Origin of the sequence: Embleya sp. NPDC008237 (genome assembly GCF_042956465.1) — a bacterium.
Lineage (GTDB): Bacteria > Actinomycetota > Actinomycetes > Streptomycetales > Streptomycetaceae > Embleya.
Window position 1 is genome coordinate 92,785 of sequence record NZ_JBIBGL010000027.1, and the last position, 15,705, is coordinate 108,489.

The window sequence follows — 15,705 nt, forward strand, 5'->3', positions numbered from 1 at the left end:
ACGGGAGAGTCCCAGCCCCGCGATCGGTCGTCGGTCCTCGATCCCGCCGTCGTCGAATCAGTGCTCGATCCCGCCGTCGATGAAGTCGAACAGCTCCTCGTCCGTGGCCGCGTCGAACCCTCGGCCGCCGGCCGCGTCGCCGTTCGCGCCGAACTCGCGACCGGCGAGCGGGCCTTCCGGACCGCCGATCAGGTCCCGCAACCGCTCCGCCGCCCGGGCCCGGTCCGCGTCGTCGAGTTGCGCGAGCATCGCCTCGACCCGGTCGATCTCGCCGAGCACCGAGTCCCACGAGACCCCGTGCTCGCGGCGCAGCAGGCCGTGCAGATGCCGGCCCAGGGCCGCCGCGTTGGGGTGGCTGAAGATCAGCGTGGCGGGCAGCGTCAGACCCAGCGCGGCGCGCAGTCGGTTGCGCATCTCCAGGGCCGTCAACGAGTCGAAGCCGAGGTCCTTGAACGCCGCTCCCGTCTCGATCGCGGTCGGATCGGCATGACCGAGGATCGCGGCGGCGCTGCCACGGACCAGGTCGACCAGGGCGCTTTCCCGCTCGTCGTCCGGCAGGTCGAGCAGTCGGCCGATCAGCGCGGGCGCCGCCTCGGCGGCGGCGCCGGCGCGGTGGTTCGGGTCGGCCACCAGCATGGTCAACAGCGTCGGTAGCGCGCCCGGTTCGGCCCGGCGCAGCGCCGAGATGTCCGGCGTGAGCGGGACCAGGGCCGGTTCGGGCAGGCCGAGGGCCCGGTCGAACAGGGCCGTGGCCTGCTCGGTGGGCAGCGGCAGCAGCCCGGCGGCCGGTTCGTCACCCGGTGCCCAGGCCAGCGCGAGCGCGGGCAGCCCGGCGGCGTGCCGGTGCCGGGCCAGGGCGTCCAGGAAGGCGTCGCCGGCCGCGTGTTCGCCGCGCCCGGGGTCGGCGAGTACGCCGTCCAGGGCGGTGCAGAGCACGAACGCGGACAGGTCGGCGTCGCGGGTGAGTTCGTGCAGGTGTACGGCCGCGTCCACCCGGGCCCGCAGCACGTCCTCGGGGTCCGACCCGCCGAGTCCGGCGGCGTGCACCACGGCGGTCAGCGGGCTGTGCTCGGGGATCGTGGCCAACAGCCTCGCCAGTTCGGCGCGGTCGGTCACATCGCAGGCGACTACGTCGATCTCCGCTCCCTGCGCGGCCAGTTCCCGGGCAAGCGGCATCCCGGCGGCGGCGGGGCCGCCGGCCAGGATCAGCCGGCGCACTCCGTGAGCGGTCACCAGGTGCCGGGCCAGCAGCGTGCCCACCGTGTCGGTGACGTCGGTCGGGTCGGTCGCGTCCGTGACCAATACCGTGCCCTCGGTCGGGAAGCCCGCCGTGCCGGTCTCGCCCGCCGGTACCCGGGCCAGGCGCGGCAGCAGTACCGTGCCCGCGCGGATCGCGAACTCGGCGCGACCGGCGGACGCTTCGGCGAGCAGCACCGGCCAGGACGCGTCCTCCCCGTCCACATCGGCGAGCACGAACCGCTCGGGGTCCACCGTCCGGGCCGCCCGAACCACGCCCCACACCGCCGCCGCGCCCGGATCGGCGACCCGGTCCTCGGGCCGCGCCGACACCGCGTCGTGGGTCACCACAACCAGGCGCGAGGCCGCCAGACGTGGTTCGGCCCGCCACTGCCGCACGGTCTCGCGCACCGCCCGGATCGTGGCCCGGATCGCCTCCGGATCGAGGCCGCCGGCCGGGTCGATACGCACGGGCAGCGCGACCAGATCCGGGACCGGGACGCCGACCTCGACGGCCGCGATCAGTTCGGCGACGGTCGGGTAGGCCGCCTCCCCGTCCCATGCCTGCGCGCCGAGCACGGCCCAGCGACCTCCTGCCGCCGCCGTGTCGGTCGGCTCGACCCGGGCCCACTCCCAGCGGGTCAACCACGCTCGGGCCCGCCCGGCCGCCCGAACCTGCCCGGTGGTCCAGGGTCGCAGCGTCACCGACTCGATCCGGGCCATGGATCGGCCCGTCTCGTCGGCCAGTTCGACCTCGACGCCGTCCCCGTCGGCGCCCCGCAGCCGGATCCGGCCGGCGGTACCGGCGTCGCCGTCCAGCGTCACCCCGCGCCAGGCGCCGGCCAGCCGCACCTCGGTCGGTGCGCCGCTGGGCTCCGCCCCGGGGACCAGGCCATGCAGGGCCGCGTCGAGCAGGGCCGGGTGCAGGCCGAAGCGGGCGGTGCCACGTTCGGCGTCGGCGGTGCGCGCGACCTCGGCGAACAAGTCGTCGCCGCGCCGCCACGCGGCCCGCAGTCCGGCGAGCGTCGGACCGTAGCCCAGGCCCAGTTCGGCCAACCGCCGATATACATCCGCCACATCCAGCGGCGTCGCCCCGATCGGCGGCCACGGCCCGGACTCCTGCTGCGGCCGGTGCGCGCCGGGGGCCACCGTGCCCGAGGCGTGTCGGGTCCACGGCTCGGCGGCGGGCGCGTCCTCGGCCCGGGAGTGGACGGTCAGCGCCCGCGCACCCGCGTCGTCCGGTGCCTCGACGGTGACCTGGATCCGCACCCCGTCCGCGTCCGGCAGCACCAGCGGCTCGTGCAGGGTCAACTCCTCGACCACCGCACAGCCGAGCGCGCCGCCCGCGCGCAGCGCCAGATCCACAAACACCGTGCCCGGGACCAGGACTTCGCCGAGCACGAGGTGGTCGGCGAGCCAACCGTGTGTGGTGGTGTCCAGGCGCCCGGTGAACACGGTCGCCGAGCCGTCGGCCAGGTCGACCCCGGCGCCCAGGATCGGGTGCTCAACCGGGAACTGCCCCCAGCCGACGCCCCCTCGGGCCGGGCCGACGGGCTCCACCCAGTGCCGCCGACGCTGGAAGGCGTACGTGGGCAGCGCGACGCGCCGCCCCGGCAGCATCCCGGCCCAGTCCACCGCGCCGCCGTGCACGAACATCGCGGAGAGCGCGGTGAGCAGCCGATCGGCGCCGCCGTCCGCGCGGCGCAACGTCTCCAGGGTGGCGCCGTGCACGCCGAGCGAGTCCAGGGTGTCGCCGAGCGGCACCACCAGGCCGGGGTGCGAGCTGCATTCGACGAACACGGTGTGTCCGTCGGCCGCCGCCGCGCCGATCGCCTCCTCGAACCGCACGGTGCGCCGCATGTTCTCGAACCAGTAGTCGATGTCGAGCAGCGCGTCGTCGGCGAGTCGGCCGCCGGTGACCGTGGAGTACATCGGCACCCGCCCGGGGGTGGGTTCGATGCCCGCGAGCAGGCGTTCCAGGTCGCCGCGTACGGCGTCCATCTGCGGCGAGTGCGAGGAGTACGCCGCCGGGATCCAGCGCGCCCGTACTCCCTCCCGCTCGCAGTCCGCCACGATCAGGGCCAAGGCGTCGGTGTCGCCGGACAGCACGGTGTTGGTCGGGCTGTTGATCCCGCCCACGTTGACCAGGTCGCCGGTGCCGGTGCGGGTGATCAGCTCCTCGGCCCGCACGGCGGATACCGCGACCGCCACCATCGCGCCGCGGATCATGTCGGCGGCCTGCACCGCGCGGATCCGCAGCGCGGCGATCCGAGCGGCGTCCGGCAGGGTCAGGTGGCCGGCGATATAGGCGGCGGCGATTTCGCCCTGCGAGTGCCCGATCACCGCGGCCGGTCGCACCCCGCACGACTCCCACCAGCGGGCCAGGCCCACCATCACCGCGAACAGCACGGGTTGCACCACCTCGACCCGGCGAAGCAGTTCGGCCGTCTCCTCGTCGGTGCCGCGCAGCACGTCGAGCAGCGCCCAGCCCGGCAGCAGCGGGTCCATCACCTCGGCGCACCGCGTGACGGTCTCCGCGAAGACCGGGCAGCACGTCAGCAACTCCGCCGCCATGCCCACCCATTGCGATCCCTGGCCGGGGAAGACGAACACCGGCCCGGGGCCGATCGCCGTCGGTGTCTCGCCCGGTGCCGGCGAATCGGCCAACTCACCCAGCGCCGCGACCAGTTCAGCGGTGTCCCGCCCCCGGACCACCGCCCGGCGCTCGAACACCGCCCGCCCGCGCACCAGCGAGGCGGCCACGTCGGCCGGGGCGAACTCAGGGTGCGCGGCGGCCCAGTCCCGCAGCCGCGCCGCCTGCGCCCGCAACCCGGCCTCGGATCGCGCGGACACCACCCACGGCACGATTCCCCCGGGCGCGGCGGCCGGCGCGGCCTCGACCGCGACCTCCGCCGGCGCCTGCTCGATGATCACGTGCGCGTTGGTCCCGCTCACCCCGAACGAGGAGATCCCGGCCCGGCGCACCCGCTCCCCCGCCGGCCACGCCACCGGCTCGGTGAGCAGCCGCACCTGTCCCGACGCCCAGTCCACATGCGGCGTGGGCGCGTCCACGTGCAACGTCGGCGGCAACGTCCCGTGCCGCAGCGCGAGCACCATCTTGATCACCCCGGCGACCCCCGCCGCGGACTGGGTGTGCCCGATGTTGGACTTGACCGACCCCAGCCACAGCGGCCGATCCGCCGGCCGGTCCTGACCGTAGGTCGCCAGCAGCGCCTGCGCCTCGATCGGGTCGCCGAGCGTGGTCCCGGTGCCGTGCGCCTCGACCGCGTCGACGTCCGTCGCGGCCAGGCCGGCGTTGCGCAACGCCTGCCGGATCACCCGCTGTTGCGAGGGGCCGTTGGGCGCGGTCAGCCCGTTCGAGGCGCCGTCCTGGTTGACCGCCGAGCCGCGCACCACGGCCAGTACCGGATGCCCGCGCCGGCGCGCGTCGGACAACCGCTCGACCAGCACCAGGCCGACGCCTTCGCCCCAACCGGTGCCGTTGGCCGCCGCCGCGAACGGCTTGCAGCGCCCGTCCGCGGCCAGTCCGCGCTGCCGGCTGAACTCGATGAACGCCTGCGGCGACGTCAACACCGCCACCCCGCCCGCAAGCGCGAGATCGCACTCGCCCGCACGGAGCGCGTTCGCCGCCAGGTGCAGTGCGACCAGGGACGACGAGCACGCGGTGTCCACGGTCACCGCCGGCCCCTCCAGGCCCAGGACGTAGGAGACCCGGCCGGAGATCACGCTGGTCGCGGTCCCGGTCAGCAGGTAGCCCTCCTGGCCCTCGGCCATCGCCTGCGAAGTGCCGTGGTAGTCCTGCGCCATGGCCCCGACGAACACCCCGGTACTGCTGCCGCGCAGCGCGGTGGGGTCGATGCCGGCCTGCTCGAAGGTTTCCCACGCGGTCTCCAACAGCAGCCGCTGCTGCGGGTCCATCGAGGTCGCCTCGCGGGGCGAGATCCCGAAGAACTCGGCGTCGAAGTGCACCGCGTCGGCGACGAATCCGCCCTCGCGCACATACGACTTGCCCGCCCGGTCGGGGTCCGGGTCGAAGAGTGTGTCCAACTCCCAACCCCGGTCTTGGGGGAAGGGCCCGATGGTGTCGGTGCCCTCGGCGAGCATCCGCCACATCTCGTCCTGTCCGGCCACCCCGCCCGGGTAGCGGCAGCCGACGCTCACGATCACGATCGGGTCGTCGTCCGTTTGTGCGGCGGGTCGCTCGGGCTCGACGACCACCGGTGCGACGCCCAGGAGTTCGGCGCCGACGTGGTCGGCCAGCGCCTGCGGGGTCGGGTGGTCGAAGACCAGGGTGACGGGCAGGCGCAGGCCGGTCGCCGCGCCGATGCGGTTGCGCAGTTCGACCGAGGTAAGCGAGTCGAAGCCGAGTGCCTTGAAAGGGCGCAGCGGGGCGACCGCGTCCGGGGTCGCGTGGCCCAGGACGGCGGCGGTCTCGGTGCGGACCAGGGTCAGCAGCGTCTGCCGGCGCCGCTCCTCGGGCAGTCGGGCCAGCCGCTCGGCCAGGGACGCGGCGTCCGGCGCGGTGTCGGCGGCGGCGCGGCGTCCGCGCGGGCGGACCAGGTCGCGCAGCAGCGCGGGTACGGTCGGGGCGGCGGCGCGCAGCGTGTCCGGGTCCAGGTGGGCGGGCACGATCGTGGGTCGGTCGGCCGCGCGGAGCGCGTCGTACAGGGTGAGTGCGTGGGCGGTCTCCAGCGCGGCGACGCCGGTGCGGGCGATGCGCTCCAGGTCTTCGGCGCCCAGGTGTCCGGTCATCCCGCTGGCCTGCGCCCACAGGCCCCAGGCGGCCGAGGTCGCGGCCAGGCCGCGGGCTCGGCGGTGCTGGGCGAGTGCGTCCAGGAAGGCGTTCGCGGCGGCGTAGTTGGCCTGTCCGGCGCCGCCGAAGGTGCCGGCCATCGAGGAGAACAGCACGAACTCGGTCAGGTCGAGGTCGCGGGTCAACTCGTGCAGGTTCCAGGCGGCGTACAGTTTCGGGCGCAGCACCCGGTCCAGCCGCTCGGGGGTGAGCGCGGTCAGCGCCGCGTCGTCGATCACGCCGGCGGCGTGGATCACCGAGGTGAGCGGGTGTTCGGCCGGGATCTCGGCGAGCAGCGCGGCGAGCGCCGCACGGTCGGCGGCGTCGCAGGCCGCGATGGTCACCCGGGCGCCGAGCGCGGTCAGTTCGGCGGACAACTCGGCCGCGCCGTCGGCGGCCGGGCCGCGCCGGCCGATCAGGAGCAGGTTTCGTATCCCGGCGGTGCGGACGAGGTGGCGGGCGAGCAGGCCGCCGAGGGTGCCGGTGCCGCCGGTGATCAGGACCGTGCCCTCCGGGTCCGGGGCGGCGCCGAGGGTGGGCGGCAGGGTCAGCACGATCTTGCCGGTGTGCCGGGCCTGGCTGAGGTGCCGGAAGGCGCCGACCGCACCGCGCACGTCCCACGTGGTCACGGGCAGCGGGTGCAGCACGCCGGTCTCGAAGAGTCGGTACAGGTCGGCCAGCATCTCCCGGATGCGCTCGGCCCCCGCGTCCATCAGGTCGAACGCCCGGTAGTCGCGGCCCGGATGGGCGGCGAGCACCTCGTCCCGGTCGCGGATGTCGGTCTTGCCCATCTCCAGGAATCGGCCGCCGGGCGCGAGCAACCGCAGTGAGGCGTCCACGAATTCGTGTGCGAGCGAGTTGAGCACCACGTCGACCTCGCCGAACCGGTGCGCGAAGTCGAGATCGCGCGAGGACGCCAGATGCGCGTCGTCCACGCCCTGGCCACGCAGGGTGGCCCACTTGCCGGGCGAGGCGGTGCCGAATACCTCCACGTCCCAGTGCCGGGCCAGTTGCACTGCCGCCATGCCCACTCCGCCGGTGGCGGCGTGGACGAGCAGCGATTCGCCGGCGCGCAGCCCGCCGAGGTCGGCCAGGCCGTAGTAGGCGGTCAGGAACACTACCGGAACGGCCGAGGCCTGGGCGTAGGTCCAGCCGGTGGGGATCGGCGCGAGCAGCCGGTGATCGGCGACGGTGATCGGTCCGGTGCCGCCGCCGAACAGGCCCATCACCCGGTCGCCCGGCGCGAGTTCGGGTACGTCGGGGCCGACCTCCACGACGATCCCGGCGCCCTCGCCGCCGGGCGGGCGGGTGTCGGCGACCATGCCGAGAGCGACCACGACGTCGCGGAAGTTCAGCCCGGCGGCGCGGACGGCGATCCGGACCTGTCCGGGCGCCAGCGGGGCCGCCGCGTCGGCGTTCGGGAGCAGCGCGAGCCGGTCCAGGGTGCCGCCGCCGAGCAGGTCCAGCCGCCAGGCCGGGGTGCCGGGGGGCGGGCTCAGGCGCGGTTCGGTCCCGGTGCGGATCAGTCGGGGCGCGGACACGGTGCCCGTACGGATGGCCAGGTGCGGTTCGCCGACGTCGGCGACGACGGCGGCGCGCAGCGCGGCGAAGGAGTCGGCGTGGTCGTCCAGGTCGACCAGCACGATCCGGCCCGGGTGTTCGGTCTGCGCGGAGCGGACCAGGCCGACGATCGGCGCGGCGACCAGATCGGACACGTCCTCGCCGTGGTGCCCGGGTACCGCGCCCCGGGTCAACACGACCAGGGTGCATGCGGTGAGGCGTGGGTCGGTCAGCGCACGCTGGAGCAGGTCGAGTACGCGGTGTGCGGCGGCCCGGGCGGCTTCGGGGACGTCGTCCCCGGCCCGGCCGGCGCAGGTGATCAGCAGTACGTCGGCGGGGTCGGGCTCGCCGTCCGCGTGCACCTCGGTGCCGGCGGCGCGCAGGCCGGCCACCGCCGCCAGCTCGTCGGGGCCGAGCAACGACCAGCGGGCGGTGCTGGGTTCGGTGGGGGTGGGCAGCGGGGTCCAGTCGACGTGGTGGAGGTCGCGGTGGGCCGGGTCGGCGGTGGGCGCGAGTCGGTCGGCAGTCGCGGGGCGGCCGACCAGGGCGCCGACGGTGGCGACCAAGGCGCCGGTGTGGTCGGTGAGTTCGAGGCCGACGGTGTCCGGGCCGAGGCGTTCCAGGCGGACCCGGAGCGCGGCGGCGCCGACGGCGTGCAGGCGTACGCCGGTCCAGGCGAAGGGTAGGCCGATGGCGCCGTCGCCGCCGTCGCCGTCGGCTGTACCGCCCGCCGCGTGCAGCGCGGCGTCCAGCAGGGCCGGGTGCAGCGCGAAGTCCCGTGCGCCGTGCGCCTCGTCACCCGGCGCGACCTCGCCCAGGACCGTATCGCCCAGGCGCCACGCGGCCCGCACCGCGCGGAAGGCCGGTCCGTACCGGTAGCCCTGCCCGGCCAGCCGCTCGTACAGCCCGTCCACGTCCAGCGCGACGGCCCCGGCGGGCGGCCATGCGTCATCGGTCACCACCACGACTCCGGGCCCGTCCGCCACCGGTGCCAGTACCCCGCTCGCGTGCCGCGTCCACGCCTGCCCGGCGGGCGCGTCGTCGGGACGGGAATGGATGGTCAGCGCGCGGCGGCCCTGCTCGTCCGGCTCGTCCAGCAACACTTGCAGGTGTACGGCGCCGATGTCGGTGAGCCGCAGCGGGGCCTCGACGGTCAGTTCCTCGATCAGGTCGCAGTCGGCCCGATCGCCCGCCTGGAGGGCGAGTTCGACGAACGCGGTGCCCGGGAGCAGCACCGTGTCCAGGATCGTGTGGTCGGCGAGCCAGGGGTGGGTGCGCAGCGAGATGCGGCCGGTGAGGATGTGCCGGTCGCCCTCGGCGGGTGCCACAGCCGCGCCCAACAGGGGGTGTGCCGCCGGGTGCAGGCCGAGGCCGGCCGCGTCGGTGGGCGTGTTGCCCGCCTCCAGCCAGTAGCGCTCGCGTTGGAACGCGTAGGTGGGCAGCTCGACCGGCCGGGGTCGGTGTCCGGCGTGGGTCGCGGACCAGTCCACCGGGACGCCGCGCACGTGCAGGCCGGCCGCGGCGGTGAGGAAACGGGCGAGGGTGTCGGTGTCGCGCTGAAGGCTGCCCACGACGGTCACGTCCGTACCGGCACGCTGGGCACTGTCCTCGACGGCGGGCGCCAGCACCGGATGCGGGCTGGTCTCGACGAACACCGTGTGACCGTCCCGCAGCAGGGCATCGGTGGCCCGGTCGAAGGCGACGGTGGCGCGTAGGTTCCGGTACCAGTACTCGGCGTCGAGCGCGGTGCCCTCGACGGGTTCGCCGGTGACCGAGGAGTAGAAGACCGCGTCGGTGGTCGGCGTGGGCACGATCTCGCCGAGGGCGGCGAGCAGTTCCTCGCGGACCTGCTCGACCTGGGCGGAGTGCGAGGCGTAGTCGACCGGGAGCACCCGGGCGCGGATCCCGTCCGCCTCGCAGCGGGCGTGCAGTTCGGCGAGCGCGTCGGTCTCGCCGGAAATCACCGCGGCTGCAGGGCCGTTGACGGCGGCGATGCCGAGCCGGTCCGCGAATCCGTCGAGCAATCGGGCGATCTGCTCCGGGCCGGCCGCGACGGACATCATCCCGCCGTCGCCGGACAACCCGCGCAGGGCGCGGCTGCGCAGTGCGACGATCCGGGCCGCGTCGTCGAGGGTGAGCGCACCCGCGATGTGGGCGGCGGCGATCTCGCCCTGCGAGTGGCCGACCACCGAGGCCGGCCGTACGCCCAGCGAGCGCCACAGTTCGGCGAGCGCGACCATCACCGCGAACAACACCGGTTGCACCACGTCGACCCGGTCGAGCGGCGGCGCGTCGGACTCGCCGCGCAGCACGGCGAGCAACGACCAGTCGGTGTGCGGCGCGAGCGCCGCGTCGCAGTCGCGGATCCGGGCGGCGAAGACCGGCGACTCGGTGAGCAGTCGGGCGCCCATGCCGGGCCACTGCGAGCCCTGGCCGCCGAACACGAAGGCGATTCGGCCGGGTTCGCCGGCCACGCCCACCGGTACCGCGGCGTCGGGTAGGTCGGCGCTCAGCGCGTCCAGCCCGGCCCGCAGGCCCGTCGCGTCCTCGGCGACCACCACGGCGCGGTGTTCGAACCGGGATCGGCCGCCGACGAGCGCGTGCGCGACATCGACCGGCCCGTACTCGGGGTGCGCGTCCAGGTGCGCGCGCAGCCGCTCGGCCTGCCCGCGCAAGGCCGCCGCGCTCGCCCCGGACAGCGGCCAGGCCAGCGCGGCCGGAGGCGCCGACTCCGGGACCGGTGCGACGGACGCGGTCGGGGCGGGATCGCCCTGTTCCAGGATCACGTGCGCGTTGGTCCCGCTGATCCCGAACGACGACACCCCCGCACGGCGCGGACGCCCGGTCTCCGGCCACGGGGTCGCGGCGGTGAGCAGCGAGACCGCCCCCGCCGACCAGTCCACATGCGGCGAGGGGGCGTCCACGTGCAGCGTCCCGGGCAGTTCGGCATGCCGCATCGCCATGATCATCTTGATCACGCCGGCCACGCCCGCCGCCGCCTGGGTGTGCCCGAGGTTGGACTTGACCGACCCCAGCCACAGCGGCCGATCCGCCGCCCGGTCCTGCCCGTAGGTGGCCAGCAGGGCGCGGGCCTCGATCGGGTCGCCCAGCGGCGTGCCGGTGCCGTGCGCCTCCACCGCGTCCACGTCGGACGGACGCAACTCGGCGTGCGCGAGCGCGTCCCGGATCACCCGCTCCTGGGCGAGCCCGTTGGGCGCGGCCAGGCCGTTGCTGGCACCGTCCTGGTTGATCGCACTGCCGCGAACCACGGCCAGCACCGGATGGCCCAACCGGCGCGCGTCCGACAGGCGTTCCACCAGGAGCAGTCCGATGCCCTCGGACCACGAGGTGCCGTCCGCGCCCGCGGCGAACGACTTGCACCGCGCGTCCGGGGCCAGGCCGCGCTGCCGGGAGAACTCGACGAAGGTGGCCGGGCTGGACATCACCGTCACCCCGCCCGCGAGCGCCAGATCACACTCACCCTGCCGCAGCGCGTTGGCCGCCAGGTGCAGTGCCACCAGGGACGACGAGCAGGCGGTGTCCACGGTCACCGCGGGCCCCTCCAGGCCCAGTGTGTAGGCCACCCGCCCGGATGCGATGCTGCCCGCGCTGCCGTTGCCGAGATAGCCGTCCACGCCCTCCGGGGCGCTGCTCAGCCGCGACGCGTAGTCCGCGTACATCAGGCCCGCGTACACCCCGGTACGACTGCCGCGCAGTGAGCGGGGATCCAGGCCGGCCCGCTCGATCGCCTCCCAGGACGCCTCCAGGAGCAACCGCTGCTGCGGATCCATGGCCAGCGCCTCGCGCGGCGAGATGCCGAAGAACTCCGGGTCGAACTCGGGTGCTTCGTAGAGGAATCCGCCCTCGCGGACATACGAGGTTCCGGGGTGTTCGGGGTCGGGATGGAACAGCTCGGCCAGGTCCCAGCCCCGGTTCTGCGGGAACTCCGAGATAGCATCCGTGTGTTCCGACACCAGGCGCCACAGGTCCTCGGGGCTCGCGACGCCGCCGGGGAAGCGGCAGCTGATCGCCACCACCGCGACCGGCTCGTCGAACACCGGCCGGGCAACCCTCGCCGCCCGCCCGGGTGTCGGCGCGTCGAGCAGTTGCGCACGCAGGTGTACGCCAACGGCCCGCGCGCAGGGATGGTCGAACAACATCGTGGCGGGCAGGCGCAGTCCGACCGCCGTGCTCAGCCGGGTGCGCAGTTCCAACGCCGCCAGCGAGTCCAAGCCCAGTTCGCCGAACGCGCGGTCCGGGTCGATCGTGCGCGCGTCGGCGTGGCCGAGCACACCGGCCGCGTGGGTGCGGACCAGGTCGACCAACAGCCGGTCCTGCTCGGCCTCGGGCAGCGCGGCCAATCGGCGCACCAGCGAGCGGGCGGTGTCCGAGGTGCGGCCCGGCGTGCGCCGGGCCCGGGTCGGCACCAGCCCGCGCAACACGGGCGCCACCCGTTCCTGCGGACCGCGCAGGATCGCCGGGTCGAGGCGCAGCGGCGTCAGCACCGCCTCGGGCCGCCCCGCCGCCGCGTCCAGCAGCGCGAGGCCCTGCTCGACGGACAACGCCCGCACACCCGCACCGGCCGCCCGCCGCCGGTCCGTCGCGCTCATCGTCTCGGTCAGCGCGCTGCGTTCCGCCCACAACCCCCACTGCAACGACACGGCCGGTCGGCCGCGCGCCCGGCGCCGGCGGGCCAGCGCGTCGAGGGCGACATTGGCCGCCGCGTAGTTGGCCTGCCCGGGGTTGCCGACCAGACCGGCGGCCGAGGAGAACAGGACGAACGCCGACAGGTCGGCGTCGGCGGTGAGTTCGTCCAGGTGCAGCGCCGCGTCGACCTTGGGGCGCAACACCGCCGCCAGCCGCTCGGGGGTCAACGCCCCGACCAGCCCGTCGTCGGTCACCCCGGCCAGGTGCGCCACGCCGGTCAGCGGGTGGGCCGCCGGGATGGCGGCCAACACGTCGGCCAGCACATCCCGTTCGGCCGCGTCACCGGCCGCGAAGGTGACGTGCGCGCCGGCCTCGATCAGTTCGGCCCGCAACTCGGCGGCCTCGAGGGCTCCGTCGCCGCGACGGGAGAGCAGGAGGAGGCGGCGCACCCCGTGTACGCGCACCAGGTGCCGGGCGACCTGCCGGCCCAGGGCTCCGGTGCCACCGGTGATCAGGACGGTGCCGTCGGCGGCGAAGCCGAAGTCGGCCTTCGGCGCCACCGCCGCTCGGCGCAGGCGCGGGACCAGGATCCGCCCGGCCCGCACGGCCACCTCGGGCTCGACCGCCACGGCGGCGATGGCCTCGGGCGAGATCTCGTCGAGGTCGTCGGCGTCGACGAGCGCGAACCGCTCGGGGTGTTCGGAGCAGGCGGTACGAAGCAGGCCATGGGCCGCGGCGGCGGCCGGGTCCGGCGCGTCGCCTTCTACGGCGGCGACCGCGTGGCGGGTGCGCACGATCAGGCGGGCCGACTCGAAGCGCTCGTCGGCGAGCCAGGATCGGGCCAGGTCGAGCGCCCGGGCGGCGGCCTGGTGTACGGCTTCTACGGATTCGGCTGGGGTGACCAGGTCGTACAGGACCGTCTCGGGGATCGCCGACTCGGCCATGGCGGCCGGGTCGGGGTGGTGCGGCGCGCCGAATCGAGCGGCTGTCGAGGCGAGTTCGGGACCGCCCACCACGGCACCGAGCGTTACCGCCGTGTCCTCCACCGACGCCGGCGTCCACTCCGGCTCGAACAACTCGCCCGCGTTCGCGTCGGGTTGCGACAGTCGGTCCCGCGAGGGTTCGCGCACCGCCAGGGCCTCGACCGAGACCACCGGTCGGCCCGTCTCGTCCGTGGCCGTCACCGCGATGGTGTCGGACCCGGTGGGACGCAGCCGAACCCGCAACGTGCGTGCCCCGGACGTGTGCAGCGCCACTCCGCGCCAGGAGAACGGCAGCCGCAAGCGCGGCGCCTCCGCGTCGAGCAGGCTCAGGCCCAGCGGGTGCAACGCGGCGTCGAACAGCGCCGGGTGCAGCTCGAACCGGCCGTCGGCGGCCGGGTCGTCGGCCGCGAGCACGATCTCCGCGAACACCTCGTCACCACGGCGCCAAGCCGCCTGTACGCCCTGGAACGAGGGTCCGTAGTCGACGCCGGTCTCGGCGAACCAGGGATACAGCTCCGCCGTGTCCATCGCGGTCGCGTCGGTGGGCGGCCAACTCGTGGCATCCGAGGGAGTGTCCACCTCACCCGATGGAGCCAGGCTCCCGGCGGCATGCAGCGTCCAAGGCGCCTCCTCCACCGCGTCCGGGCGGGCATGCACCGTAATCGTGCGCGTTCCGCTCTCTTCCGGTACACCGACCCGGACCTGGACTTGCACACCGCCCGTCGACGGCAGCGCCAGCGGCGCCGACAGGGTCAGCTCGTCGACCCGAGCGCAGTCCACGAGACGGCCGACGTGCAGGGCCAGTTCCAGGAATGCCGTGCCCGGCAGCAATACCGACCCCAAGACGGCGTGTTCGGCCAACCACGGATGGGTGCCCAGAGCCAACCGGCCGGTGAACAGGACGCCCTGGTCGTCCGCCAGGCCCACGACCGCACCGAGCAGCGGATGGTCCACCACGCCCTGCCCCAACCCGACCGCGTCGCCCGCGTCGACACCGGCGTCCAACCAGAAGCGCCGCCGCTCGAAGGCGTAGGTCGGCAGGTCCGCCCGTCCTCCGGGCCCGGAACCGGTCGACAGCGCGGCCCAGTCCACGTTCGCGCCGTGCACGAACACCCGGGCCAGCGCCTCGACCACGCTCGCCACGGCCGCTCGACCCCGGCGCCGGGTCGGTACGGCCGCCACATCCTCCGCGCCGGCCGTGCCCTCGACCACCATCGCGGTCAACGCCGCCTCCGGCCCGATCTCCACGAAGGTGCGTACCCCTTCGGCGCGCAGCGTGGCGATCGCATCCCCGAAACGCACCGCGCGGCGCACATGCCGCACCCAGTACTCGGGATCAGCCAACTCTTCGGCGCCCGCGATCCGTCCGGTGGTGTCCGACACCACCGTGACCTCGGGTGTGCCAAAGGTCAACCCACCCAGCACCTCCCTGAGTTCGGCCGTCATCGGTTCCATCAGCGCCGAGTGGAAGGCGTGCGAAACCGGCAGGCGCGAGATCCGCCACCCGCGCAACAGGCAGTCCGGTTCGAGCGCGGCCACCGTCTCGGCAGGTCCGGAAACCACCACACTCGCCGGGCCGTTCACCGCCGCGATCGTCACCTCGGCCGGGCACAACGCCGCCACCTCGGCCTCGCCCGCACCGACCGCGAGCATCGCCCCTCCGCTCGGCAACGCACTCATCAGCCGAGCCCGCGCCGCCACGAAGACCACCGCATCCGCGAGCGAGAACACGCCCGCCACGTGCGCCGCGACGATCTCGCCGAGCGAATGCCCCACCACGAAGTCGGGCGTCTGCCCCCACGAGGCCCACAGCCGGTACAGCGCCACCTCGAACGCGAACAGCGCCGGCTGGGCCACCCCGGTGTCCTGCGCGTCGGCCTCCGACACCCCTTCGGCGCCGAGCACGACGTCGCGCACCGAGAACGGCACCACGCCGTCGAAGGCCGCGCACGCCTCGTCCAGCGCCGCCGCGAATACCGGGAAGGCCGCGTGGAGTTCGCGGCCGATACCGAGGGTCCGCACCCCCTGACCCGTGCACAGCACGGCCGTCTTCCCCGGCCCGCGACCCACCGCACCGACCACCGCGCCCTCGGCGCCGGCCGCCACAACGGACAACCCCTCGGCCAGCTCGGCGAGATCGGCGCCGGAGACCACCGCCCGATGGCCGAACAGAGCCCGTTCGCACACCAACGACCGGGCCACGTGTGCCGGATCGAGATCCGGGCGGTCCCTGACCCAGTCCCGAAGGCGGGCCGCCTGTTCCCGCACCGCTGCCTCGGACCGCGCCGACACCACCCAGGTGTGCCGCCCGCCGAGCCCGGACTCGACCGCCACATCCGTCACTTCGGTCACCGGTGGCGGCTCTTCCAGCACCACGTGTGCGTTCGTCCCGCTGATCCCGAAGGACGACACACCCGCCCGGCGCACCCGCTCACCCGCCGGCCACGCCACCTCGCCCGCCAACAC

At 74.8% G+C, this 15,705-nt stretch carries 1 protein-coding gene; it reads right to left on the reverse strand.

The genetic code is table 11. The annotated features are described in order from the left end of the window. Window positions 1–57 precede the first annotated feature (57 nt). Complete coding sequence (locus ACFZBU_RS43755) at window positions 58–15,705, reverse strand: SDR family NAD(P)-dependent oxidoreductase (RefSeq protein WP_391589384.1); 15,648 nt, start codon at window positions 15,703–15,705, stop codon at window positions 58–60.